Annotated in this window: 19 protein-coding genes and 3 pseudogenes; 16 read left to right on the top strand and 6 right to left on the bottom strand. The window is 68.5% G+C overall.

Annotated features, from left to right (window positions below):
- Window positions 1–64 precede the first annotated feature (64 nt).
- Window positions 65–370, top strand: a pseudogene (locus tag J2S59_RS15285) (hypothetical protein); the annotation flags it as partial.
- Between the two features lie 55 nt (window positions 371–425).
- Complete coding sequence (locus J2S59_RS15280) at window positions 426–896, top strand: transglutaminase-like domain-containing protein (protein ID WP_246360344.1); 471 nt, start codon at window positions 426–428, stop codon at window positions 894–896.
- 11 nt (window positions 897–907) lie between these two features.
- On the opposite strand, the gene J2S59_RS15275 is transcribed toward J2S59_RS15280, so the two are convergent.
- Complete coding sequence (locus J2S59_RS15275) at window positions 908–1,918, bottom strand: AraC family transcriptional regulator (protein ID WP_068121191.1); 1,011 nt, start codon at window positions 1,916–1,918, stop codon at window positions 908–910.
- 126 nt (window positions 1,919–2,044) lie between these two features.
- On the opposite strand from J2S59_RS15275, the gene J2S59_RS15270 reads away from it, so the two are divergent.
- From J2S59_RS15270 to J2S59_RS15230, 9 genes and pseudogenes are all read left to right on the top strand, one after another.
- A complete protein-coding gene (locus J2S59_RS15270) occupies window positions 2,045–2,365 on the top strand; it encodes a 2Fe-2S iron-sulfur cluster-binding protein (protein WP_068121188.1) in 321 nt (106 codons plus the stop codon).
- Window positions 2,366–2,396: 31 nt separating this feature from the next.
- Window positions 2,397–3,773, top strand: a pseudogene (locus J2S59_RS15265) (cytochrome P450); the annotation flags it as partial.
- Between the two features lie 11 nt (window positions 3,774–3,784).
- The gene (locus tag J2S59_RS15260) at window positions 3,785–4,987 is read left to right on the top strand and encodes an NAD(P)/FAD-dependent oxidoreductase (RefSeq protein WP_068121180.1); all 1,203 of its coding nucleotides are present in this window, start codon (window positions 3,785–3,787) and stop codon (window positions 4,985–4,987) included.
- 119 nt (window positions 4,988–5,106) lie between these two features.
- Window positions 5,107–5,814, top strand: coding sequence for a lysophospholipid acyltransferase family protein (locus J2S59_RS15255; RefSeq protein ID WP_246360343.1), 708 nt, complete (start codon window positions 5,107–5,109; stop codon window positions 5,812–5,814).
- A 66-nt stretch (window positions 5,815–5,880) separates the two neighbouring features.
- The gene (locus J2S59_RS15250) at window positions 5,881–6,492 is read left to right on the top strand and encodes a TetR/AcrR family transcriptional regulator (RefSeq protein ID WP_246360341.1); all 612 of its coding nucleotides are present in this window, start codon (window positions 5,881–5,883) and stop codon (window positions 6,490–6,492) included.
- A 132-nt stretch (window positions 6,493–6,624) separates the two neighbouring features.
- The gene (locus tag J2S59_RS15245) at window positions 6,625–7,722 is read left to right on the top strand and encodes a BtrH N-terminal domain-containing protein (RefSeq protein WP_306825264.1); all 1,098 of its coding nucleotides are present in this window, start codon (window positions 6,625–6,627) and stop codon (window positions 7,720–7,722) included.
- A 710-nt stretch (window positions 7,723–8,432) separates the two neighbouring features.
- A pseudogene (locus tag J2S59_RS15240) lies at window positions 8,433–8,783 on the top strand (transglutaminase domain-containing protein); the annotation flags it as partial.
- A 437-nt stretch (window positions 8,784–9,220) separates the two neighbouring features.
- The gene (locus J2S59_RS15235) at window positions 9,221–10,678 is read left to right on the top strand and encodes an IS1380 family transposase (protein ID WP_306825456.1); all 1,458 of its coding nucleotides are present in this window, start codon (window positions 9,221–9,223) and stop codon (window positions 10,676–10,678) included.
- A gap of 552 nt (window positions 10,679–11,230) precedes the next feature.
- A complete protein-coding gene (locus tag J2S59_RS15230; RefSeq protein ID WP_220138607.1) occupies window positions 11,231–12,583 on the top strand; it encodes an ISL3 family transposase in 1,353 nt (450 codons plus the stop codon).
- A 355-nt stretch (window positions 12,584–12,938) separates the two neighbouring features.
- Here J2S59_RS15230 and J2S59_RS15225 read toward each other — a convergent pair whose 3' ends face one another.
- The 3 genes from J2S59_RS15225 to J2S59_RS15215 form a co-directional block, all read right to left on the bottom strand.
- Complete coding sequence (locus J2S59_RS15225; RefSeq protein WP_068121151.1) at window positions 12,939–13,175, bottom strand: toxin; 237 nt, start codon at window positions 13,173–13,175, stop codon at window positions 12,939–12,941.
- Window positions 13,172–13,417, bottom strand: coding sequence for a ribbon-helix-helix domain-containing protein (locus tag J2S59_RS15220; RefSeq protein WP_068121148.1), 246 nt, complete (start codon window positions 13,415–13,417; stop codon window positions 13,172–13,174). The genes J2S59_RS15225 and J2S59_RS15220 overlap by 4 nt, the downstream gene beginning before the upstream one ends.
- Window positions 13,418–13,582: 165 nt before the next feature.
- Window positions 13,583–14,503 (bottom strand): MBL fold metallo-hydrolase, encoded by a 921-nt coding sequence (locus tag J2S59_RS15215; protein WP_306825263.1) that lies wholly within the window; start codon window positions 14,501–14,503, stop codon window positions 13,583–13,585.
- A gap of 221 nt (window positions 14,504–14,724) precedes the next feature.
- Between J2S59_RS15215 and J2S59_RS15210 the strand changes: the two genes are divergently transcribed.
- From J2S59_RS15210 to dxs, 5 genes are all read left to right on the top strand, one after another.
- On the top strand, window positions 14,725–17,547 hold the full coding sequence (locus tag J2S59_RS15210; RefSeq protein WP_068116935.1) for an aconitate hydratase: 2,823 nt from the start codon (window positions 14,725–14,727) through the stop codon (window positions 17,545–17,547).
- Between the two features lie 123 nt (window positions 17,548–17,670).
- On the top strand, window positions 17,671–17,979 hold the full coding sequence (locus J2S59_RS15205) for a thiamine-binding protein (protein ID WP_068116936.1): 309 nt from the start codon (window positions 17,671–17,673) through the stop codon (window positions 17,977–17,979).
- 1 nt (window position 17,980) lies between these two features.
- On the top strand, window positions 17,981–18,388 hold the full coding sequence (locus tag J2S59_RS15200; RefSeq protein WP_068116938.1) for a secondary thiamine-phosphate synthase enzyme YjbQ: 408 nt from the start codon (window positions 17,981–17,983) through the stop codon (window positions 18,386–18,388).
- Between the two features lie 121 nt (window positions 18,389–18,509).
- Window positions 18,510–19,439, top strand: a complete 930-nt coding sequence (locus tag J2S59_RS15195) for an SMP-30/gluconolactonase/LRE family protein (protein ID WP_068116940.1) — start codon at window positions 18,510–18,512, stop codon at window positions 19,437–19,439.
- Between the two features lie 55 nt (window positions 19,440–19,494).
- Complete coding sequence (dxs, locus tag J2S59_RS15190) at window positions 19,495–21,435, top strand: 1-deoxy-D-xylulose-5-phosphate synthase (RefSeq protein WP_306825262.1); 1,941 nt, start codon at window positions 19,495–19,497, stop codon at window positions 21,433–21,435.
- Between the two features lie 20 nt (window positions 21,436–21,455).
- Here the strand turns inward: dxs and J2S59_RS15185 are convergent, their stop codons facing one another.
- Together J2S59_RS15185 and J2S59_RS15180 are read right to left on the bottom strand one after the other, a co-directional pair.
- A complete protein-coding gene (locus J2S59_RS15185) occupies window positions 21,456–22,652 on the bottom strand; it encodes a hypothetical protein (RefSeq protein WP_306825261.1) in 1,197 nt (398 codons plus the stop codon).
- A complete protein-coding gene (locus J2S59_RS15180; protein ID WP_068122501.1) occupies window positions 22,649–23,182 on the bottom strand; it encodes a SigE family RNA polymerase sigma factor in 534 nt (177 codons plus the stop codon). Before J2S59_RS15180 ends, J2S59_RS15185 begins: the two co-directional genes overlap by 4 nt.
- Between the last annotated feature and the right edge of the window lie 132 nt (window positions 23,183–23,314).

Here is a 23,314-nt window from a genome sequence, read left to right as displayed (position 1 = left end):
TCCTGCGCGATCTCGCTGACAGCGTCGGGCTCGGCTTCGACGACGACAGCTACTTGAGCGTCCGATGAGGACCGCTCCAGCGTGTGGACGGCGCGCACTGTGCGCAGCCGCGTTGGGAAGAGGAGGCCGACGCATGGTCGTCGAGGTCGGGAAGGCCGACGACCACCTGGCGGTGGCGATGACGCCGACGGCGGGACCGCACCTGGAGTCGGCCTTCTTCCTCGATCACGACAGCGCTGCGGTGCGCGACTTCACGCAGCAGGTGGTCGCCGGCGCATCGACGCCGCGTGAGCGGGCGAGCCTGCTCTTCGCAGCGGTCCGGGACAGGGTCTGGTACGACCCCTACTCGGTGTCCCGAGACCCTGAGCACTACCGGGCCAGCTACGTGCTCGAGGCGGGCCGCGCCTACTGCGTTCCCAAGGCCGGTGCTGCTGGCCGCGGTGCTGCGGGCCGTGGGCATCCCTGCCCGGGTGGGCTTCGCCGACGTCCGCAACCACCTGCGGACCGACAACTTGCGGGCCGTCATGGGTGGCGCGGACCTGTTCGTGTACCACGGGTACTGCAGCGTCCACCTCGACGGGCGATGGTTGAAGGCGACGCCGGCCTTCAATGTCGAGCTGTGCGAGCGCTTCGACGTGCGCCCGGTAGACTTCGACGGACAGAGCGACGCGCTCATGCACGCCTTCACCTCCGACGGCACCCGGCACATGGAGTACGTGCGGGACCACGGCAGCTTCGACGACCTCCCGCTGGACCGGATCCTGACGGCCCTCGACCAGACCTACGGCCGCATGGCCCCCCGCGCCGGAGTTGCCGACGACGCCTTCGCTGCTCCTGCCGACACCGGGGAGGCCACCGAGCATGCAGCCGTGGACCCGTCGGTGAGCTCGGACTGAGCACTCTCGCCTCATCGGTGCTCGTGCTCACCTCGGAAGTGGCTCGGTGAGCTGCCGGTCCATCTCTTGAAGGCGTGCGAGAAGTTGGTGAGATCGCTGTAGCCGAGCTCGTTGGCGACCTCGCTGACCGACGTGGAGGGGTCGAGAAGCCGCTTCCTGGCGCGGTCGACCATCGACTGCTGCAGCACCACGCGGAAACTGGTCCCCTCAGCGGCGAGGCGCCGTTTCAGGGTGCTCGAGGACATCGAGAACTCGTTCGCGACGGACTGGATCGTCCTCGCCCCGGACCCGTCGTCGAGCAACGCCCGGACTCTGCGGGTGAACTCCGGGGTGTCGGCTCGGCGCGCGAGCGCCTGCTGGAGCTCGGTGACGGCGAGTCCGTAGGTGATCGGGTCGGGGAAGCGGCAGGGAGCCCGAAGCGTCCTTGCGGGCATGTGCAGGTAGGAGAAGGGGGCGTCGAACTCGAGCCGGGACCGGCTCTCGGCCTCTCGGGGTAGCACGCTCGGCTCCGGCCAGTGGGTGCGCATGGTTGCCTCCGACGGCTCGCCGACCAGCAGGTCGATCAACCGCATGAGTGCCAGTCCGCAGTAAGTGACGACCAGACAGTCGAGATCGGGGTCGCCTGCGTTCCCCGACAGCCTGATCGTCAGGTCGTCCTGCTGCGGATGGAACTGCGTGGTGACCGCTTTGGTGATCAAGGGCAGGTAGGTCAGCAGCTCCACGACCTCTGCGACTGTGCACGCGCTGACCAACGGGACACTCAACGGTCCGAAGGACGTGAGCTGTGCGTGTTCTGCGCAGGCGATCCCGAGCCGGGTGGCCTGCTCGACGTCGAGGTCGGGATAGACCTCGCGGAACCACCGCAGCGGTGCCTCGCCCTGGGTCTGGATGAGAGCCAGCTCACCGGTTCCCTCGCGCGCCATGATGACGCGAAAACGCTCGACGGCGTCCTCGTCGATCGCCGGACTGCTCAGGAGTTGCACGAAGGCCAGCGACGGGACGCCTGGCTCGTCTGTCCACACAGGCAACCCTCACGTGATCCGAATTCACAACATACTGACACGATACGACATGGCTTTGCCAGCGGTCCGTCGACAACAATCATCACCGAAACGTCCATCCGGTAGGCAAAGGCAGGAGAATTGTCGATGGCAGTGGTCACCTTCATGTCGCACGACGGGGAGCAGCACGAGGCCCCGCTTGAGGAGGGCAGCTCGCTGATGCAGGTGGCGACGAACAACGCCATCCCGGGCATCGATGCCGACTGCGGCGGCGAGGCCGCATGCGGCACCTGTCACGTGATCGTTGATCCCGCCTGGGCCGACAAGGTCGGCCGGTCCGGTCCCGAGGAGGAGGAGATGCTCTCGATGAACCCCGAGCGACAGCCGACGTCTCGCCTGTCGTGCCAAGTCAAGGTCTGCGAATCGTGGGACGGCTTGACCGTGCAGTTGCCCGAGTTCCAGATGTAGCAGGAGGTCAAGCCAGATGAAGTTCCCAGAAGTGAAGATCCCAGAAACAGTGAAGACGAAGGTCGAGTCCGCCATCCCCCTGGAGCGACAGATCCAGGGCGCGCGCCTCTACGACAAGGGCCGGCGGTGGCTCACCGGCGCGAACGGGCCGATGTTCGTCGAGGCCCCGATCCCGCCGGTCGAAGAGGTCCCCCTCGCCGACATCGACCTCAGCAACCCGTTCCTCTACCGACAGGGGCGGTGGGCGTCCTACTTCGAACGTCTGCGCAACGAGGCTCCGGTCCACTACCAGCCCCACAGTCCCTTCGGCCCGTTCTGGTCGGTGACGCGTCACGCCGACATCATGGCGGTGGACAAGAACCACGAGGTCTTCTCCGCCGAGCCTCTCATCGTCATCGGAACACCCCCGCGGTTCATGGACGTCGCGATGTTCATCGCCATGGACCCGCCCAAACACGACATACAGCGTCGCGCCGTCCAAGGTGTCGTCGCGCCGAAGAACCTCCATGAGATGGAGGACCTCATTCGCGAGCGCGTCAGGGACGTCCTGGACAACCTGCCCGTCAACGAACCGTTCGACTGGGTGAGCACGGTGTCGATCGAGCTGACCGCCCGCATGCTGGCCACGCTGCTTGACTTCCCCTTCGAGGAGCGGCACAAGCTCGTCGAGTGGTCGGACCTGGCAACCTCGATGGAGCAGACCAACGGCGGCCCCGCCACTACCGACAACGACGAGCTGTTCCGCGGCATGCTCGAGATGGCGCGAGGACTCACTGAACTCTGGCACGACAAGGCCGCCCGGCTCGCGGCCGGCGAAGAGCCCGGGTTCGACCTGGTCACGATGCTGCAGAGCGATGAGGGCACCAAGGACCTGATCAAGCGTCCGATGGAGTTCATCGGCAACTTCGTTCTGCTGATCGTGGGCGGCAACGACACCACACGCAACTCGATGAGCGGCGGAGTTCTCGCGCTGAACCAGTACCCCGACCAGTTCGAGAAGCTCAAGGCCAACCCGGACCTGATCCCGAACATGGTCTCTGAGATCATCCGCTGGCAGACCCCCCTTGCGTACATGCGGCGGATCGCCAAGACCGACACCATGCTGAACGGCCAGTTCATCCGCAAGGGCGACAAGGTGGTCATGTGGTACGCGTCGGGCAACCGCGACGAGACGGTGTTCGAGCGACCGGACGAGCTCATCATCGACCGGCCCAACGCCCGCAACCACATTGCTTTCGGCTTCGGCGTGCATCGGTGCATGGGCAACCGGCTGGCCGAGCTGCAGCTGCGGATCCTCTGGGAGGAGCTGCTCCCGCGCTTCGAGAGGATCGATGTGGTCGGGGAGCCGCAGTACGTGCAGTCCAACTTCGTTCGCGGCATCAGCAAGCTGATGGTCGAGCTCACTCCCAAGGACCCCGGATGAGCACGGAACGCGCGGTGGTGGTCGGCGCCAGCCATGCCGGGGTACAGCTGGTCACCAGCCTCCGCCAGGAGGGTTGGTCGGGTGACATCGTGCTGGTCGGTGACGAGTCGGCGCTGCCGTACCAAAGGCCTCCGTTGTCGAAGGCATATCTGGCCGGGAAGTGCTCGCTGAAGGAGCTGGCCATCCGGTCGGAGGACTTCTACGTCAAGCAGGACGTCGAGCGCGTGACTGCCAGCGTGCAGGAGATCGACCGGTCGGCGGGCGAGCTCGTGCTCGGCACCGGGGACCGCCTGTCCTATGACGCTCTTGCTCTTTGCACGGGAGCGCACCCGCGACGTCTCCGCGCCGAGGGTGCCGACCTCGACGGGGTGCACTACCTGCGTCGGTCGTCGGACGTGGAGCGGATCCGCGAGGACGCGATCCCCGGACGCAACGCCGTCATCGTGGGTGGTGGGTACATCGGGCTGGAGACCGCCGCCTCGCTGCGCTCGTCGGGCCTCCACGTCACGGTCCTCGAGGCCGCAGACCGGGTCCTCGAGCGGGTCACCGCCCCTGAGGTGTCGGCCTTCTTCACGCGGATCCACCAAGAAGAGGGCGTCGACGTGAGGACGAACGCCTCGGTCGAGGCCCTGGTCGGCGACACCCGCCTGCGAGAGGTGGTCCTGGCCAGCGGCGAATCGGTCCGAGCCGATTTTGTGATCGTCGGGATCGGTATCGAGCCGACCACCGAGCTCGCCGAGGCAGCCGGCCTGGTCGTGGACGACGGGATCCTCATCGACGCCCACGCCCGCACCAGTGACCCTGACATCGTGGCGGCCGGGGACTGTACGTCGCAGGACATCCCCCGCTACGGCCGACGAATCAGGCTGGAGTCGGTCCCGAGCGCAGTGGAGCAGGCCAAGGTGGCAGCAGCGACCATCTGTGGAAAGGACAAGGAGGTGGCGGCGCTCCCGTGGTTCTGGTCGGACCAGTATGACCTCAAGCTCCAGATCGCGGGACTCAACACCGGCTATGACGACATCGTCGTGAGCGGTGCCCCGACCCGTGACCGCGACTTCACCTGCTACTACCTCCGGAAGGGCGAGCCGATAGCCGCTGACTGTGTCAACCGTCCCCGAGACTTCATGACCACCAAACGCATGCTCACCCAACGGGCCGCGGTCGACATGGCCGCACTGACAGCGGAGGTGGCGGTGTGAGAAGCCGCAGTAACCGCTGGTCGTGGTCACCACCGAGCCATCGCCCGCCGAGGTGAGCAAGGATGGCTTGGAGGTCGACGGTCTGGACGGCGATGAGAGTCCTGCCTATCGTTCCGGACTTGCGTGACTCGCGTCGGTCCGCGGGCGTGAGACGCGTCCCCGGAGACGCCCGCGGGCCTGCGTGGTGGCTGGCGTTGCTCGTCTGCAAACCGCTGCTGCTGCTGGGCAGGAGAGCGGACTGGCGCCGCACCGAACGCCTGCCCGGGTCGGGAGGCGCGGTGCTGGCCGCCAACCATGTCTCCCAGGCCGACCCGCTCTTCTTGGGGGAGATGATCCTCGCCCAGGGCCGGACCCCCCGGTTCATGGCCAAGGCGAGCCTGTTTCACAGTAGAGCAGTCGGCTGGTGGTTCCGGTCGGCCGGCCACGTCGAGGTCGATCGGTCCGACGGCCGGTCTGGGATCCGTGCCGCGGTCAAAGCCGTGGAGCGTGGTGCTCTTGTCGTCGTGTATCCGGAAGGATCGATCACGAAGCGACCGGATGGGCGTCTGATGTCGCTCAGGTCGGGTGCTGTTCGCATCGCGCTGGAGACGTCAGCTCCACTGATTCCCGTCGCTCAATGGGGCGTGCAGGCGATCGTGCCAGCCTACGAAGGGAGGGTGGTGCTGGGCTGCCGCCGTCGTCGGGTCACCCTGCTGGTCGGGGACCCGGTGCCACTCGAGGACCTCCGAGAGTTGCCGAGGGCGACGGCAGTGACTGTAGGGGTGCAGAGGCTTCAGGACACCCTCGCCGCCATGGTCGACCAACTGGCCGACGAGCACGCTAGGTAGCGTGCGGGCGTGTCCAGGTCAGTAACGCGAGTCGGTCGCGAGATAGAGATCGCTAACCTCTCTGTCATGCGGGCACCGTCCATGCGCGAACGGTTCAGGGAGCACATGCGTGCCGCTGTCCTCGAGGCTGCCCACGACCTGATCGTCGACCGCGGCTGGGACCGGGTGCGCATGGGGGAGGTCGCGGATCGTGCCGGGGTGTCCCGGGCGGCGCTCTACAAGGAGTTCGGTGACAAGGCCGGCCTCGGAGAAGCCGTCGTACTCCGCGAGGCCTCGCGCTTCCTGGAGGGCATCCAGAAGGCGCTGGAGGCACACATCGGCGATGCGAAAGGCGGCATCGCAGCAGCCGTCGACTACACCTTGAACGAGGCCGAACGCAGCCCCCTGCTCAAGGCAGTGCTCATCTCCAACCGCGACCTGGATGCGGGCAGTCAGGCGTCCACGGGGATGCTCCCGCTGCTCACGACATCCGCGCGGCTTCTCGACCTCGCCTCCGACACCCTAGCCGGATGGGTGGCGGAGAGTTACCCGAGCCTTCCCCCAGACGACGTCGTCGACGCGGCCGACACCATGGTGCGCCTGACGGTCAGTCATCTGGCGCTGCCCAAGTGGGACCGGACCGCGACGGCGAGCAAGATTTCCGAAGTCGCCGTCCGGTTCCTTTCCCTCGAATCGTGACCTGCACCAGCCGTCACGACCGCCGTCGACCGCGAGCTCCTGCGTGGCTCAGGGAATGTAGAGTCGCGGAACCCGTCGCGCCCGACCCACCGGCGTACGCACAGAGCGCTGCGAGCCGATCCAGGAGTTGCCATGTCAGTTGAGTCCCTACCCCGACAGCCGGAGCCGCGGCGGATCCTGCTGGACTATCCCCACCGTGAGGCCGGTCATTGCGGTTCCGGAGCGCTGAGAGACCTCTTGGAGTGGGCCGGTCTCGGCTGGGAGGAGGTGCCGAGCGAAGGTCTGGTCTTCGGGATGGGCGGTGGTCTGGGTTTCACCTACCTCCGGGTACCTGGGCTTGCCCCGCCGATCTATCTTGTGGGGCGTAGCAGTGACCTTGAGGTGGACCTTCTTTCGAGGCTGGGTGCAGAGGTCGACGTCCGTGGCACCGACGACCCCGTGACCGGTTGGGGCTGGGTCCGTGGGGAACTACGACAAGGTCGTCCCGTGCTGATGTGGGCAGACATCGCTGAGTTGCCCTACCTGAATGTCCGCCTCCAGATGAGTCGGCACGACATCGTCGTGATCGGTTACGACGACGAGACCCAGACCGCTTTCGTGGTTGACAACGACCGAGCCGAGGTGCAGGAGGTCCCCTACGATGCGCTTGCGCGGGCGCGCGCGTCACGATCCTTCCCCGTGCCCACCAGGCACACGACCTACTTCGTGAACTGGCCCCAGGTCCTGCCGGATCTCCGCCCGACCGCGGCTTCGGCCCTCGTCGCCTCCGTCGAGAACATGCAAGCGGCGGCGACCGCGATCATCCCGGACACCTCGGTGCTGCCGCCGGATGCCGTTGCTGGTGCCGGCATCGATGGAATCGGGGTCTTCGCGGAAGATGTCGGCCGGTGGCCGGAACTCATGCCCGAACCTGAGTTGGACGTCGCGCTGCGCTCTCTCCACGCCTTCGTGGAGAAGGCAGGGACCGGCGGCGGCCTGTTCCGCCGGTTGCAGGCGCAGTTCTGTGCCGACGTGGCGCGGCGAACGCGGTCCGCTGAGATGGCGAAGGCTGAAACTGCGCTCCTGCGCTGCGCGGCCACATGGTCGGCTCTAGCTGCCGCCGGCCGTAGCGACGGATCGACGCTCGCTCGCTGGCGACACGTCAATGAACTCGCCGCGACTCTCACCAGCGACGAGCACCATGCCATCTCCCAGATGCGCACTGCTGCGGGCGAACTCCGGGGTGGGTGACCGATCGTGGCCGGTCGGCGAACGCAATACGCGAACACCACCGCCGACGATCCCCGCTCCACAGCTTAAGCATTCCAAGCCGATCGCCGAGTCATCTCGACTCGTCTCCCATCGAGGTCCGCGGCGCGAACAGCTAGTGGCGGCGGCTGACGCGATCGAGGATCACGGCGCCGGGGTCGGCACCGCTCAGATCGCCGAACGCGCAGGCATGCGCGGCCCCACGTCTACCGCCACTTCGCAGCAAGGAAGATCTCGTCGGCGAGGTGCTGCGGTGCGCGGCGGACCAGGTCATCGACCACCCTTCGGCCCGCGATGCAGGTCAGTGGCACCGGCCCTGCCATCATCCGGGTGCCATCGGGGCTGCACTCGGTTGGGCGGCCGAGCATCCGACCCTCGATCGCTTCATGGCAGTGCGCCAGCAGAACAGGGAGATGCGTCGGGCCAGGCTGGGGCGCACGCGGTTCCTGGGGGAGGTGGTGGCCGCCGCGTCGGGCGTACCTGCGCAACCCCGAGGTCGACCTTCCGGGACGGCGTCATGGCGGGGCTGATGGGCACCCGGTCGATGCTGGGACCATCTGTTGGCTCGACTACCACGACGAGTCGCACGACGAGGTCGTCGCCCGGATCGCGCACCAGGTGTGGTTGATCCTGCGCGATCTCGCTGACAGCGTCGGGCTCGGCTTCGACGACGACAGCTACTTGAGCGTCCGATGAGGACCGCTCCAGCGTGTGGACGGCGCGCACTGTGCGCAGCCGCGTTGGGAAGAGGAGGCCGACGCATGGTCGTCGAGGTCGGGAAGGCCGACGACCACCTGGCGGTGGCGATGACGCCGACGGCGGGACCGCACCTTGAGTCGGCCTTCTTCCTCGATCACGACAGCGCTGCGGTGCGCGACTTCACGCAGCAGGTGGTCGCCGGCGCATCGACGCCGCGTGAGCGGGCGAGCCTGCTCTTCGCAGCGGTCCGGGACAGAGTCTGGTACGACCCCCATTCGGTGTCCCGAGACCCTGAGCACTACCGGGCCAGCTACGTGCTCGAGGCAGGCCGCGCCTACAGCGTTCCCAAGGCCGGTGCTGCTGACCGCAGCGCTGCGGGCCGTGGGCATCCCTGCCCGGGTGGGCTTCGCCGACTTCCTCAACCACCTGCGGACCGACAACTTGCGGGCCCTCATGGGTGGCGCGGACCTGTTCGTGTACCACGGGTACTGCAGCGTCCACCTCGACGACCGATGGTTGAAGGCGACGCCGGCCTTCAATGGCGAGCTGTGCGAGAGCTTCGACGTGCCCCGATGGACTTCGACAGCTTCGACGACCTCTCGCTGGACCGGACCCTGACGGCCCTCGACCAGGCCTACGGCCGCATGACCCCCGGCTTAGCCCGGATCCACCGATGAACTTGGGTGGGTGAGCGTGGCGTAGAACGAGAATGCCCTTGCTGGGCGGGAGAATCGGAGTTCTTGAGGCAACGATTCACACCAACAGCAAGGGCATCTCTGAGGTGAAACTCTCTCACACGCTTCGATCGACCTCGGCGGTCTTCGATGACCCGAATCTCGTGTCGGCCGCAGGCCTGGTTCCGGCGCTCGCATTGGCCGAGTCCGCCGGCCTGCGGGACCTGGCAAATGAGCACCTGAGCGTCCCGACGGACAAAGGCGCGAACGCCGGGTTGAAGGTCGCATCGCTGGTCGGCGGGATGGTCGCCGGCGCCGACAGCATCGATGACATGGCGCTGCTGCGTCATGGCGGAATGGGTCGGCTGTTCACCCGGGCCTACGCCCCGTCGACGTTGGGTTCGTTCCTGCGGACCTTCACCTTCGGGCACGTGCGCCAGCTCGACGCGGTCGCCTCGCGGTTCCTGATCGCACTGGCCGGCCTCACCGGCTTGCTCGGCGCACCCGCTGCCACCGGCGCCGACGATGACACCGACACCGACACCGACACCGAGGTGGATCGCGGGTATGCGTTGGTCGATGTCGATGACACGATCATCGAGGTCCACGGCTATGCCAAGCAGGGCGCCGGGTTCGGCTACTCCGGGGTCCGCGGTCTCAACGCACTGCTCGCCACACTCACCGTCGCCGGTGGGGCCCCGGTGGTCGTGGCCCAGCGGCTGCGCAAGGGCTCGACCGGGTCGCCGCGCGGCGCGAAGCGTCTGGTCGGCGACGCGGTGAGGACCGCCCGACGGCTGCTGGGCAAGCCTCACCCGGTCCTGGTGCGGATGGACTCGGCGTTCTACGGTCGCGGACCAGTCCACGCCGCGATCGCTGGTGGGGCCGCGGTGTCGGTGACCGTGCGGATGGACAAACGCATCAAGGCCGCGATCGCAGCGATCAGCGAGGACGCGTGGACCACGATCGAGTACACCGACGCTGTCTTCGACGAAGCCAGCCAGCGGTGGATCTCCCGGGCCGAGGTCGCCGAGATCGACTTCACCGCGTTCGCTGCGCAGAAGAAGTCCGACCACGTCCCGGGCCGGCTCGTGGTTCGCAGGATCCCGGACTTCAACGCCGAGAAGAACAAGGCAGCCGGCCAGGACACCCTGTTCGACACCTGGCGCTTCCACGCCTTCTTCACCACCACCGACCCAGGCGTGCTGGACACCGTCGCCGCCGACAAGATTCACCGCCAGCACGCGGTCATCGAACAAGTCCACGCCGACCTCAAAGGTGCCGCGCTGGCACACCTGCCGTCCGGGGTGTTCACCGCGAACGCCGCCTGGCTGGTGCTCGCCGTCATCGCGTTCAACCTCACCCGAGCCGCCGCGAGCCTGACCGACCAACAGTTGGCAAAGGCGACCACCGCCAAGATCCGTCGCAAGCTGATCATCGTGCCGGCAAGGGTCGCGACCTCAGCACGCCGCATCGCCCTGCACCTGCCCCATGCCTGGCCCTGGGAGAGCGCCTGGACGGCGCTGTTTGACCGGGTCAACGACCCGCCACCGGTCCTCGCGGCCTGACCACCCAGCAGCCCGCCGCTGCGCGACCGAGGACCAAGTGGACGACACCGGACAACGAGGCCCGGCACATCGTCGCGTCCCGAGACGGTTCAAGACGCCACGGCCGTCGTCAGCTCACCGAACCTGACCCATCGGTGGATCCGGGATAAGTGACCGATGCTGCGGTGGTCTGCGGGCGTTTGCGCGTGCGTGAACAGGTGCCGTGGCTGGGCGCGGTTTGGGCGCACTTTGACTCGCAAAGCCCTTCAAGCGCTCGCTGTCCCCAGCGCTGGAACGCATAGACCCCCGGCCCGGCCGAAACCGGCATCGGCGCAGGTCAGCGGCACTCTCAGCTCCCATTCGCGGTCGCGCGCAAAGGTGCGCAATCCCGCGGAATTTCGCCGATCTCTTCCCGATGACGCATCATGTCGAATGCGTCGCGTTGCTAGAGAAAACCGGCTCTTCGTACCTGCGGTGGGTGTGAGCGACTCGCGGCGGTGAGCTGAGGGCAGAAGGGGTCGAGGCCTTCCAAGATCGGGAGCGACCAAGCTGCCCAACCGGAAGGCCTCGACGGTGTCCGAGCCTACGGCGTGTTCCCGCGCGCGTTCATGTCCTGATCCCTCCTACTGCCAGCGCTGTGATCTGCTCGTCGGGCTCGAGGGCTTCCACGTCCTCGAGGTCGCCGAGCGCGGTGAGCGGCTGCGTGTCGTGGTGGAGTCCGCACCCTCGCCGATGGGCTGCCGGGTCTGCGGAGTCATCACCCACAGCCGCGGTCGCCGCGACGTGGTCCTGGTCGACGTGCCCTGCTTCGGCCGCCCGGTCCAGCTGATCTGGCGCAAGCGCACCTGGCGCTGCGCCGAGCCCACCTGCGAGGTCGGGGGGTTCACCGAGCAGCACGCACAGCTCGCCGCTCCGCGTGCGCTGCTGACCACGCGGGCGTGTTGGTGGGCCATCGCCCAGCTGCGTCGTGAGCACGCGTCCGTGGCCGGTCTGGCTCGCCAGCTCGGCACGACGTGGCGCACCGTGTGGCGCTCGATCAAGCCGCTGCTCGAACAGATGGCCGCCGATGAGGATCGCTTCGCCGACGTCGCCACCCTCGGGGTCGATGAGCACATCTGGCACCACGTCTCCACCAAGCCCATCACCGACGGCGGCCGGGGACCGAAAGAGCTGACCGGGATGGTCGATCTGACCCGTGACCAGCAAGGACGCGTCCGCGCCAGGCTGCTGGACCTGGTCCCGGGCCGGTCGGGGAAGGCCTACGCCGACTGGCTCGACGAACGTGGCGAGGGCTTCCGGGCGGGCGTGAAGGTCGCCGCCTTGGACCCGTTCCAGGGCTACAAGACGGCGATCGACGACAAGCTCCAAGACGCCGTCGCGGTCCTCGACGCCTTCCACATCGTCAAGCTCGGCACCAACGCGGTCGATGAGTGCCGGCGCCGGGTCCAGCAAGAGACCCTGGGCCACCGTGGTCGCAAGGGCGACCCGCTCTACGGCATCTCGAAGCTTCTTCGCGCCGGGGCCGAGAAGCTCACCGACAAGCAGTGGACCCGCTTCGAGAACGCGATCGCCGCCAACGAGGCCCACCTGCAGGTCTACCTCGCCTGGTCCTGCGCCCAACAGTTGCGCTCGGCCTACCGCCACCGCGACACCGCCGAGGGCAAGAAGATCGCCACCAAGATCATCGAGACGTTCCCGACCTGCCCCGTCCCGGAGATCGCCCGGCTGGGCCGCACCCTGAAGCGCTGGCGCACCGCGTTCCTGGCCTACTTCGACACTGGCCGCTCGAACAACGGCGGCACCGAAGCGGTCAACGGACTGATCGAGCTGCACCGCCGCGTCGCCCGCGGGTTCCGCAACCGCGACAACTACCGACTACGCATGCTGCTCATCGGCGGCGGACTCACCAGCCCCCACCTCAAGTAAGAAGAGCCCGAAAACCGGCTCTGACCTGCGGCGGTGATGTGATTCCCTCGCAGCATTAGGTTGCGCCGTATCTGCCGCGTGGCAGTGCGGCCGTGGGCGTTCCCTTCCCGTGGAAGGCCGCTCGGGCGGCGACTTCGCTCGGGAGAATGACGCGGTGCTCGCGGTGGGTCGTCTCGAAACCAAGGATGGAGCCGTTCCTGCGCCGTCGCGCTCCCCGGCCGGCCTGTTTCGGAATGCGGCAGCGGTTGGAAGACACCTCGGGTCACGGTCGCGACCGACCTCAATTCGTCGGACGTGGTTCCGGTGATGGTCGGGCAACCTTCACGCTTCTGGCGCCGGACGACTGAATGCGACGTCAGTCGAGCAGGGCGAGGTACTGCTCGCGTGCCTTCATGGCGTGGATGAGCATTTGATCCCCGCCGTCCGCCGTCAGCACGATCACCTCCAGGATGCGACCGTGCCTGTCGAACCCGAGGCGGAGTTGGCGATGAGGGTCGTCACCGAGGTCACGCAGGAAGACCGGATGCTCGGCGGCGTGAATGGAGTCCGCGGGATCGATGCCGTGTTTCAGGGCCGAGTCACGGACCTTCACGCCATATAGGCACGGATCGCGGCGCGGATGATCTCCGAACGCGACTGGTGGTCGTGTTCGGCCCGGCCGTCGAGTTGTGCCAGCAGCGTTGCGTCGAGACGGACAGGGACGACCCGGCCTGGCCCGTCGCCGACCGGCTTGCGGCCACCTTTGCGCAGCATCTCAACGTCGTAGCCGACCTCAGCCTCCGCCACCCACTCGTCGATCTGGTCCTCAGAGACCTCAGCGCCGTTGATCTTCATGTCGCAACTGTAATACGAATGGCCACGCTACAAGGCCCCGGTCGCTCATGGCCGTCTGCGTCCTCCCGATGACGCATCATGTCGACTGCGTCGCGTTGCTGACGAGAACCGGCTCTGCCGCGGCGCAGCGGAGGGTCGCCAAATCCGTGACGGGCAGACGTGAGATCAGTGCAGCGAGGCCCAGGGGTCCTCGCGTCGCCAAACGGTGGGGAGATGCAGTTCGACTGCCTGGTCGGCGGCAAGCTCGGCTAAGACACGCATCGTCTCGTCCAGGTCGTCGCCGGCGTAGGGCAGGGCCCGCAGCGGCACGTCGAGCGGTCGAAAGAAGTCGTCCCAGTGAATGAGCACCACGCTCTTCGCTCCAACTGCTTGCACGGTCTCGGCCCAATAGGCACGGATGTAGTCCTCGTCCTGTAGCCCGAGCTGACCAACGCCGAGGTAGGCCACGTCAGCTCGTTGGCCGGCGAGTGCCCCTGGGACGTACCCGGCGCTGCCTTGGATCAGCGCGGTCCGACCGCTCGTGTGCTTGAACAACAGAGACCATGCTTCGCCGCACCGATAATCCTTCGCCTTGGCCGGTGGAACGACCGGCTCAGTGATGGGACCGGGGAAGCGGTCGGGCGGGCAGTGGTCGGACTCGACCCAGGTGAGTTCGAACCCGCCCAAACTCAGCGACTCACCGGAGGCCACGACCCGGAGTCGCTCCTCGGGCAGCCCCCCGCCGCGCCCGATGTTGGCGGTGGACTCCCCGCCGATCAGCACTGCGCCGGTCCTCTCGGCGACAACGGCAGCGTCGAGGGCATGGTCGAAGTGCGTGTGGACCGGCAGCACGCCCTGGAGCCGGTCGACCGAGGTGCGCGCCAGAGCGGCCGTGATGCGGTCGTGGTCCGGGGCGATCCTGCCGAGCCCGACTTTCGCCAGGGACGGCCGGGAGAAGAAGCCGTCGGTCATCACCGCTGATTCGCCGTCGTCGAGCAGCAACGTGGACACGCCGAGGAAGGTCACGGCGAAGGGACCGTTCGCAGCAGGTACGCCGAACCGGTGGGCGTATCGAGCGAGGTCGGGGCGACCGAGTCGTAGGCGCATGGCGGCACGCTAACCGGCACGGTCGGCGACGGCGTGTTCGACTGCGCGGGCCGCACCCTTGGTCCCTCGACGTCGTGTATCTTGATATCAAGATAAGTTGTGGCTCGAGCCGCGTGCGTGGGTTAGGTCCGCCTGACTACTGCGCAGCGCCGGCACGTGGGCAAGATGGACAAGACGAGCGCGACCAGATTCGACAGACCGAATCGGCAGAGGAGACAGCTGTGGCGAGCAAGGACAGTTTCGGTGCACACGGCACCTTGGACGTGGGCGACAAGTCCTACGAGATCTACCGCCTCTCCGCCGTCAGCGGCGACGGCGTACCCCATGGCTCGGTGGAGAACCTCCCGTTCTCGCTGAAGGTGCTGCTGGAGAACCTCCTGCGCACGGAGGACGGCGCCAACATCACCGCCGACCACATCAAGGCCATCGCCGCCTGGGACGAGAACGCCCAGCCCGACAAGGAGATCCAGTTCACGCCGGCCCGCGTGATCATGCAGGACTTCACCGGCGTGCCGTGCGTCGTCGACCTCGCCACCATGCGTGAGGCGATGGCCGAGCTGGGTGGCGACCCGGCCAAGATCAACCCGCTCGCGCCCGCCGAGATGGTCATCGACCACTCCGTGATCGCCGATGTCTTCGGCTCGCCCGAGGCCTTCGAGCGCAACGTCGAGATCGAGTACGAGCGCAACGGCGAGCGCTACCAGTTCCTGCGCTGGGGCCAGGGTGCCTTCGAGGACTTCAAGGTCGTCCCGCCCGGGACGGGCATCGTCCACCAGGTCAACATCGAGCACCTGGCGCGCACCGTCATGGTCCGCGACGGCGTCGCCTATCCCGACACCTGCGTCGGCACCGACTCCCACACCACGATGGTCAACGGCATCGGCGTGGTCGGCTGGGGTGTCGGCGGCATCGAGGCCGAGGCCGCGATGCTCGGCCAGCCCGTGTCGATGCTCATCCCGCGGGTCGTCGGTTTCAAGCTGTCGGGCGACCTGCCCGAGGGCTCGACCGCGACCGACCTCGTGCTGACGATCACCGAGATGCTCCGCGAGCACGGCGTGGTCGGCAAGTTCGTCGAGTTCTACGGCCCCGGCGTCTCCGCGCTGCCGCTGGCCAACCGCGCGACGATCGGCAACATGAGCCCGGAGTTCGGCTCCACGATCGCGGTCTTCCCGATCGACGAGGAGACCGTCCGCTACCTCAAGCTCACCGGCCGCTCCGAGGAGCAGCTCGCGCTGGTCGAGGCCTACGCCAAGGAGCAGGGTCTCTGGCACGACCCGCAGGCCGAGCCGCGCTTCTCTGAGAAGCTCGAGCTCGACCTCGCCACAGTCGTCCCGTCGCTGGCGGGCCCGAAGCGCCCGCAGGACCGGGTCGCGGTCAGCGAGGCCAAGGGTTCCTTCCGCCTCGCGCTGCGCGACTACGCCAACGGCGACTTCACCATCGACAAGGGCCGGGTCGACGAATCGTCGAAGGAGTCGTTCCCCGCGAGCGACTCGCCGACGGTCTACAACGGCTCCTCCACGGAGGACCGTCCGCTCGACCACGACCACGACCACGCGGCGGCCGCCAACGGGGGCCGACCGAGCAACCCGGTGCCGGTGACGCTCGCCGACGGCACGTCGTTCGAGCTCGACCACGGTGCAGTCACCATCGCGGCGATCACGTCGTGCACCAACACGTCCAACCCGTCGGTGATGATCGGTGCCGCGCTGCTCGCGAAGAAGGCGGTCGAGAAGGGCCTGCAGCGCAAGCCGTGGGTCAAGACGACGCTCGCGCCCGGCTCGCAGGTGGTCTCCGACTACTACGAGAAGTCCGGCCTCACGCCGTACCTCGACAAGCTCGGGTTCAACCTCGTCGGCTACGGCTGCACGACCTGCATCGGCAACTCCGGCCCGCTCATCCCCGAGGTCAGCCAGGCCGTCAACGACGCCGACCTCGCCGTCGTCTCGGTGCTCTCGGGCAACCGGAACTACGAGGGTCGCATCAACCCCGACGTCAAGATGAACTACCTGGCCTCGCCGCCGCTGGTGGTCGCCTACGCGCTCGCGGGTTCGATGGACGTCGACCTGTTCAACGACCCGCTGGGTCAGGACACCGACGGCAACGACGTGTTCCTCAAGGACATCTGGCCGTCGCCGTCCGAGGTCGAGCAGGTCATCGCCGAGTCGATCAGCGCCGACATGTTCACCAAGAGCTACGCCGACGTCTTCGCCGGTGACGAGCGCTGGCAGAACCTCGAGACCCCCGAGGGCGACACCTTCGCGTGGGACGAGGACTCGACCTACGTGCGGCGTCCTCCCTACTTCGAGGGCATGCCGAAGGAGCCGACCCCGGTCGAGGACATCTCCGGCGCGCGCGTGCTGCTCAAGCTCGGTGACTCGGTCACGACCGACCACATCTCGCCCGCCGGTGCGATCAAGAAGGACAGCCCGGCCGGCAAGTACCTCTCCGAGCACGGCGTCGGCCCGCGGGACTTCAACTCCTACGGCTCGCGCCGTGGCAACCACGAGGTGATGATCCGCGGCACGTTCGCCAACATCCGCCTGCGCAACCAGATCGCGCCGGGCACCGAGGGCGGCTTCACGCGCGACTTCACCCAGCCCGACGCGCCGGTCACCACGGTGTACGACGCCTCGGTGAACTACATTGAGCAGGGCATTCCGCTCGTTGTCCTCGCAGGCAAGGAGTACGGCTCCGGCTCGTCGCGCGACTGGGCCGCCAAGGGCACCTCGCTGCTCGGCGTCAAGGCGGTCATCGCCGAGTCCTACGAGCGGATCCACCGCTCGAACCTCATCGGCATGGGCGTCATCCCGCTGCAGTTCCCCGAGGGCGAGAGCGCCGAGTCGCTGGGCCTGACGGGTGAGGAGGAGTTTTCCTTCACCGGGATCACGGCTCTCAACGACGGCGAGATCCCGCGCACGGTGAAGGTGCAGGCCGGCGACGTCGAGTTCGACGCGGTCGTCCGCATCGACACCCCCGGCGAGGCGTCGTACTACCGCAACGGCGGCATCATGCAGTACGTCCTGCGCAACCTGCTGAAGGGCTGAGCAAGGACGCAGGGAGAAGCACTCAGGTCGGGTCCCGCCCGGCCGAAGCAGGACAGCGAAGGGCGTCGGTTGAGCACAGCCGGCGCCCTTCGCCGTACGCACCGCGCGACGTACGGTGAGGCCATGATCGTCGCCTTCAGCATCAGTCCGATGACCACCGACGAGACCGGCGGAGTCGCCGAAGCGGTGGCGCAAGCCGTCCGCGTCGTACGCGAGTCCGGTCTGCCGTGTGAGACCAACGCGATGTTCACCAACATCGAGGGGGAGTGGGACGAGGTGATGGCGGTCGTCAAGCAGGCCGTCGACGTCGTCGCAGCCACCTCCCCGCGCGTCGGACTGGTGCTGAAGGCCGACATCCGTCCGGGCTACACCGGACAGCTCACCGCGAAGGTCGAGCGCGTTGAGCAGGCGTTGTCGGGGCACCAGTCCTGACATGGACTCAGAGGTTCTCTCCTTCACCACCGGCGACCGGCCCCGGGTGCTCGATCTGACCGACGACGTACGCCGTTGGGTCCGTGACCGCGGTGACGGGCTGCTGCACGTGTTCGTCCCCCACGCGACGGCAGGCGTCGCGATCATCGAGACCGGGTCCGGCTCCGACGACGACCTGGTCACCGCGCTCGACACGCTGTTGCCGACCGATGACCGATGGCAGCACCGCCACGGCACGCCGGGGCACGGGCGTGACCACGTGCTGCCGGCGTTCGTCGCGCCGTACGCGACGGTGCCGGTGCTCGACGGCCGCCTGCAGCTCGGCACCTGGCAGAGCATCTGCCTGGTCGACACCAACGGCGACAACCCTGACCGCGAGGTGCGGCTGTCGTTCCTCCGCTCCGCCTGACCCTCGGCCGCCTGCGTCCTGCACGAGGATCGCAGTCACCAGATGACGGGGATCTTCGCGTGGGAAGCAGTGCGGTGGCGCGGGTGCTCGATCTTCGATCGGTCTGATGCAAGGTTGAGGCATGGCCTCGCCCGCACCTACCCATGCGCTCACCGTCATCCGTGTCCCCGGCCACGGCGCCGAGGACGTGCTGGTCGCCGACGACGGCACCGTCTACACCGCGACGGAGGACGGTGGTGTGCACGCCGTGGACCCGGCGGGCGGCGTACGCACGGTCGGACGCACGCCCGGGCGACCCCTGGGTCTCGAGCTGCTGCCCGACGGCAGGCTGCTGGTGTGCGCGGCCGACGCCGGGCTCCTGGCGATGGACCTCACGAACGGGCGGGTGGAGACGCTCGCCGCCGAGGTGGGCGGCGTCCCGATGCGGGTGTGCAACAACGCCGCCGTCGCGAGCGACGGGACGATCTGGTTCTCCGACTCCTCCCAGGCCTACCCGCTGTCGCACTGGAAGTCCGACTTCGTCGAGGGCACACGCACCGGCCGGCTGATCCGACGCGACCCCGACGGGGCGCTCACGGTGCTGGTGGAGGGTCTGGCGTTCGCGAACGGCGTCGCGCTGGCGGCCGACGAGTCATTCGTGGCGGTCGCCGAGTCGGGCGGGCGCACGGTCGTGCGGCTGTGGCTGAAGGGCGCGCGGGCGGGCGAGCGCGACCTGCTCGCCTCCGACCTGCCGGGCTACCCCGACAACATCGCGCTCGGCTCCGACGGCCTGATCTGGGTGACGATCGCCTCGCCGTACGACGCCGTGGTCGACCGGCTCCAGCGCGCCCCGATGGCCGTACGCCGCCTGGTCACCCGGCTGCCGCAGGCGATCCAGCCCAAGCCGCAGCGCACGGCGCGTGCCCAGGCCTTCGATGCCGACGGACGGCTGGTGCACGACGTCATCGCCGACGCGTCGCACTTCCACATGGCTACGGGTGTGCGCGAGCGCGACGGCCGGGTGTGGTTCGGGTCGCTCGTCGAGCCGGCGATCGCGGTGACCGATCTGTAGGAGCCGCTCGTTAGACTCGCCAGACCCCGTCATCTATCCCACCGGAGGGACGCACATGGGCCACCTGGAGTCGCTGCGCGAGCCGCGCGACCTGCGTGACCTCGACGACGCGCAGCTCGACGAGCTCGCCGCGGAGCTTCGCGACCTCATGGTGCGCACGGTCTCCCGCACGGGCGGTCACCTCGGCCCCAACCTGGGCGTCGTCGAGCTGACCATGGCCATCCACCGGGTCTTCGACTCCCCGCGCGACAAGGTCGTCTTCGACACGGGCCACCAGTCCTACGTCCACAAGCTGCTGACGGGCCGCGCGGGCCAGTTCGACACCCTGCGCCAGGAGGGTGGGCTGTCGGGCTACCCGAGCCGCGCCGAGTCCGAGCACGACCTGGTCGAGAACTCCCACGCGTCCACCGCGCTGTCGTATGCCGACGGCCTGTCGAAGGCCTACGCGATCCGCGGCGAGGACCGCCACGTGGTCGCCGTCATCGGTGACGGTGCGCTGACCGGGGGCATGGCCTGGGAGGCGCTCAACAACATCGCCGCCTGCGAGACGCCCACGGGTGACCGCCGGATCGTGATGGTCGTCAACGACAACGGCCGCTCCTACACCCCGACCGTCGGGGGTCTCGCCCACCACCTGGCCGCGCTGCGCACCAACCCGCGCTACGAGCAGGTGCTCGACCTGGTCAAGCGCCGCCTCAACGGCGTGCGCGGGGTCGGCCCGGCCGTCTACGACGCACTGCACGCGGTCAAGAAGGGCATGAAGGACGCCCTCGCGCCGCAGGGGCTCTTCGAGGACCTCGGCCTGAAGTACGTCGGCCCGGTCGACGGCCACGACCGCGCCGCCGTCGAGGCTGCGCTCACCCAGGCCAAGCGCTTCAACGGCCCCGTCATCGTGCACGTGATGACCCGCAAGGGCTTCGGCTACGACGCCGCGGAGCGGCACGAGGCCGACCAGTTCCACTCGCCCGGCCCCTTCGACGTCGCGACCGGTGAGGAGAAGCCCAAGGGCCGGATCTGGACCGACGTCTTCGGCGACGAGATGGTCGCGATCGGCGCGGAGCGCAAGGACGTCGTGGCGATGACGGCCGCGATGCTGCACCCCGTCGGGCTACACCACTTCGCCGCCGCCTACCCCGAGCGGGTCTTCGACGTCGGCATCGCCGAGCAGCACGCCGCGACCTCGGCCGCCGGGCTCGCCATGGGCGGCCTCCACCCGGTCGTCGCGATCTATGCGACGTTCCTCAACCGCGCCTTCGACCAGGTGCTGATGGACGTGGCGCTGCACAAGTGCGGCGTCACCTTCGTGCTCGACCGCTCCGGCGTGACCGGCGACGACGGCGCGAGCCACAACGGCATGTGGGACATGTCCATCCTGCAGGTCGTCCCGGGCCTGCGGCTCGCCGCGCCCCGCGACGCATCGCGGCTGCGGGAGCTGTTGCGCGAGGCCGTGGCGGTCGACGACGCCCCGACCGTCGTGCGCTTCCCCAAGGGCCCGCCGCCCGAGGACATCGAGGCGGTCTCCACCGTCGGCGGCTGCGACGTGCTCGTGCGCTCCGGCGCCAAGGACGTGCTCATCGTCGGGATCGGCTCGATGGCCCACACCGCCGTCGACGTCGCCCAGCGCCTGCAGGACCAGGGCATCGGCGTGACGGTCGTCGACCCGCGCTGGGTCAAGCCGTACGACGACGCGATCATCGAGCTCGCCCGCGAGCATGGCCGGGTCGTGTGCCTCGAGGACAACGGCATCGTCGGCGGTTGCGGCTCGGCGCTGCTCCAGCAGCTCAACGCCGCCGGAGTGACGACCCCTGTACGCCTGCACGGGATCCCGCAGGAGTTCCTCGACCACGCCAAGCGTGCCGTGATCCTCGAGCGCATCGGCCTCGACGCCCAGGCGCTGGCCCGCGGGATCGTCGAGGACGTCACCGCCGCCCAGGACGCGACTCACGACGCGGGAGCCGCGCCGCGGACCGACGGGGTCGGTCCGCGACGCGGCTGAGGTCCCACGACGGCCGGCGGTCAGCCCAGCGCTTCGCCCACCGGCAGGGCGAGCCCGCCGGCACCGTCGGTGTCCATCCGCGCCACCCCGGAGGCCACCGGCGTGCACACCGACTCCGGCACGGAACAGGTGAGGATGTCGATGCTGGACTCCTCGGCGTCCTCGCTGAAGTCGGGCAGCGCCATCACCACGGTGGTGCGCGGGTCGAGCCAGTCGTAGCCCACCGCCCACGCCGGACCGTTCAGCGCTCCGGCGACCTGGGCGCCGTCGTCGGTGGAGAACACCGCGTAGGCGTCGTCGTGCTCGAAGGCCACGAGGTGGCCGCCCGGGTTGAGGAACCCGTAGCTGGCGGTGGTGACCATGCGGGTCGGCGTACGGACGCGGGCATAGTCGCCGCTCGGGAGCTCCGACAGCTTGCTGACGTAGTGGCCGTCCGGGCCGTTGCCTTCCCCGCGCCCCGGCAGGATCCCCAACCCGTCGTGCACGACCACGCCGTCGCGCGCGGCGATGATCGTGAAGTGGTCGGCCGTCTCGTCCAGCACGGTCGTGTCGCCGCTCCGCACGTCCAGCGCCTGCGCGCCCCGCGCGTCCATCCAGAGCACCGTGTGCCCGTCGACCGCATAGACGTACGGCGTCCCGAACTCGGTGTCCTTGGCCGGCTCCCGCACGCCCTCGCCATGCACCACCTCGCCGGTCGCGGTGTCGAGCACGACGAGGCCCGGCGTCGGCAGCGACGTGTCGATCCATGCCGCGTGCCGTCCCTGGCGGTCCGCGCGCAGGTAGCCGCGGCCTGCGTCGACCCGTCCCACGACGGTGCTGCCGGAGCCGTCGTCGAAGCGAACGGTGCCCTCGGCATCGGCGTACACGACACCGTGGGCGGTCAGCACATAGGAGTGGACCGCGGCGGCCACGCCGAGGGTCGCGTCGCCGTAGTGGACGACGTCGCCGACCGCCCAGCTGGGCTGCAGCTCGGCGAAGTCGATCGTCGGGGCGCCGGCGACAGGCAGGCGGGTGTCGCCGCTGCCGGCACCGTGACCGAGCCACGACGTCGACAGGGCGATGCCGGCCGCGCACACGCACGCGGCGATCACGACCGCCCCGCCACGCCGGCGGCGTACGCGTGCCCGTCCGGAGCGGATGACGGCATCCAGGTCGACGGGGGCGGGACCGAGCTGGTGGGCCTCGTCCCGGAGGGTCTCGCGAAGCAGGTCGTTCATCGGGCACTCACCTCTCGGTCCCACGCGGTGCGGGCGTCTGGCCCCAGCGCTGCGCGGAGCTTGTTCAATGCGTCGTGCACCTGGCTCTTGACGGTCCCCTCGGAGCAGTTGAGGACGGCAGCGACCTCGGCCACGGAGAGGTCGTCGTAGAAGCGCAGGACCACCGCCGCTCGCTGGCGGGGCGGCAGCTTCGCGAGCTCGGCCCACATCCATGCGCGGGTATCGGCGCGCTCGGTGGCGGTGCCGTCGACGGCGACGCCGTTCTCGACGAGCTCGTCGGTCGGTCGCTCCGACCACGACCTGCGGCGCCACCACGAGATCGCCGTGGTCACGATTGCTTTGCGGCAGTAGGCCTCCGCCGCGCCCTGGTCGCGGAGCCGGGGCCAGGCGACGTACGTCTTGACCAGGGCCTCCTGGAGCAGGTCGTCGGCGAGGCCGCGATCGCCCACGAGGAGGTACGCCGTACGCCGCAGCGCCGGCGATCGGCCGTGGACGAGCTCCTCGAAGCCCGCCCGGGTCCTGCCTGCCATGCCCTGGCTCCTCTCACCGGGTGCAGGGAGCGGGTGCTCCCACCGACCAGGACGCGGGTGGCGCGGCTCACGGTTGGGTCGTGCGGGAACATTCTGACCCAGCCCTGACGCTAGATTGGGCGAGTCCGCGTC

Origin of the sequence: Nocardioides massiliensis (assembly GCF_030811215.1) — a bacterium.
Classification (GTDB): domain Bacteria; phylum Actinomycetota; class Actinomycetes; order Propionibacteriales; family Nocardioidaceae; genus Nocardioides_A; species Nocardioides_A massiliensis.
Note: the sequence above shows the minus strand (reverse complement) of the source record. Positions and strands in the feature narration are given on the sequence as shown.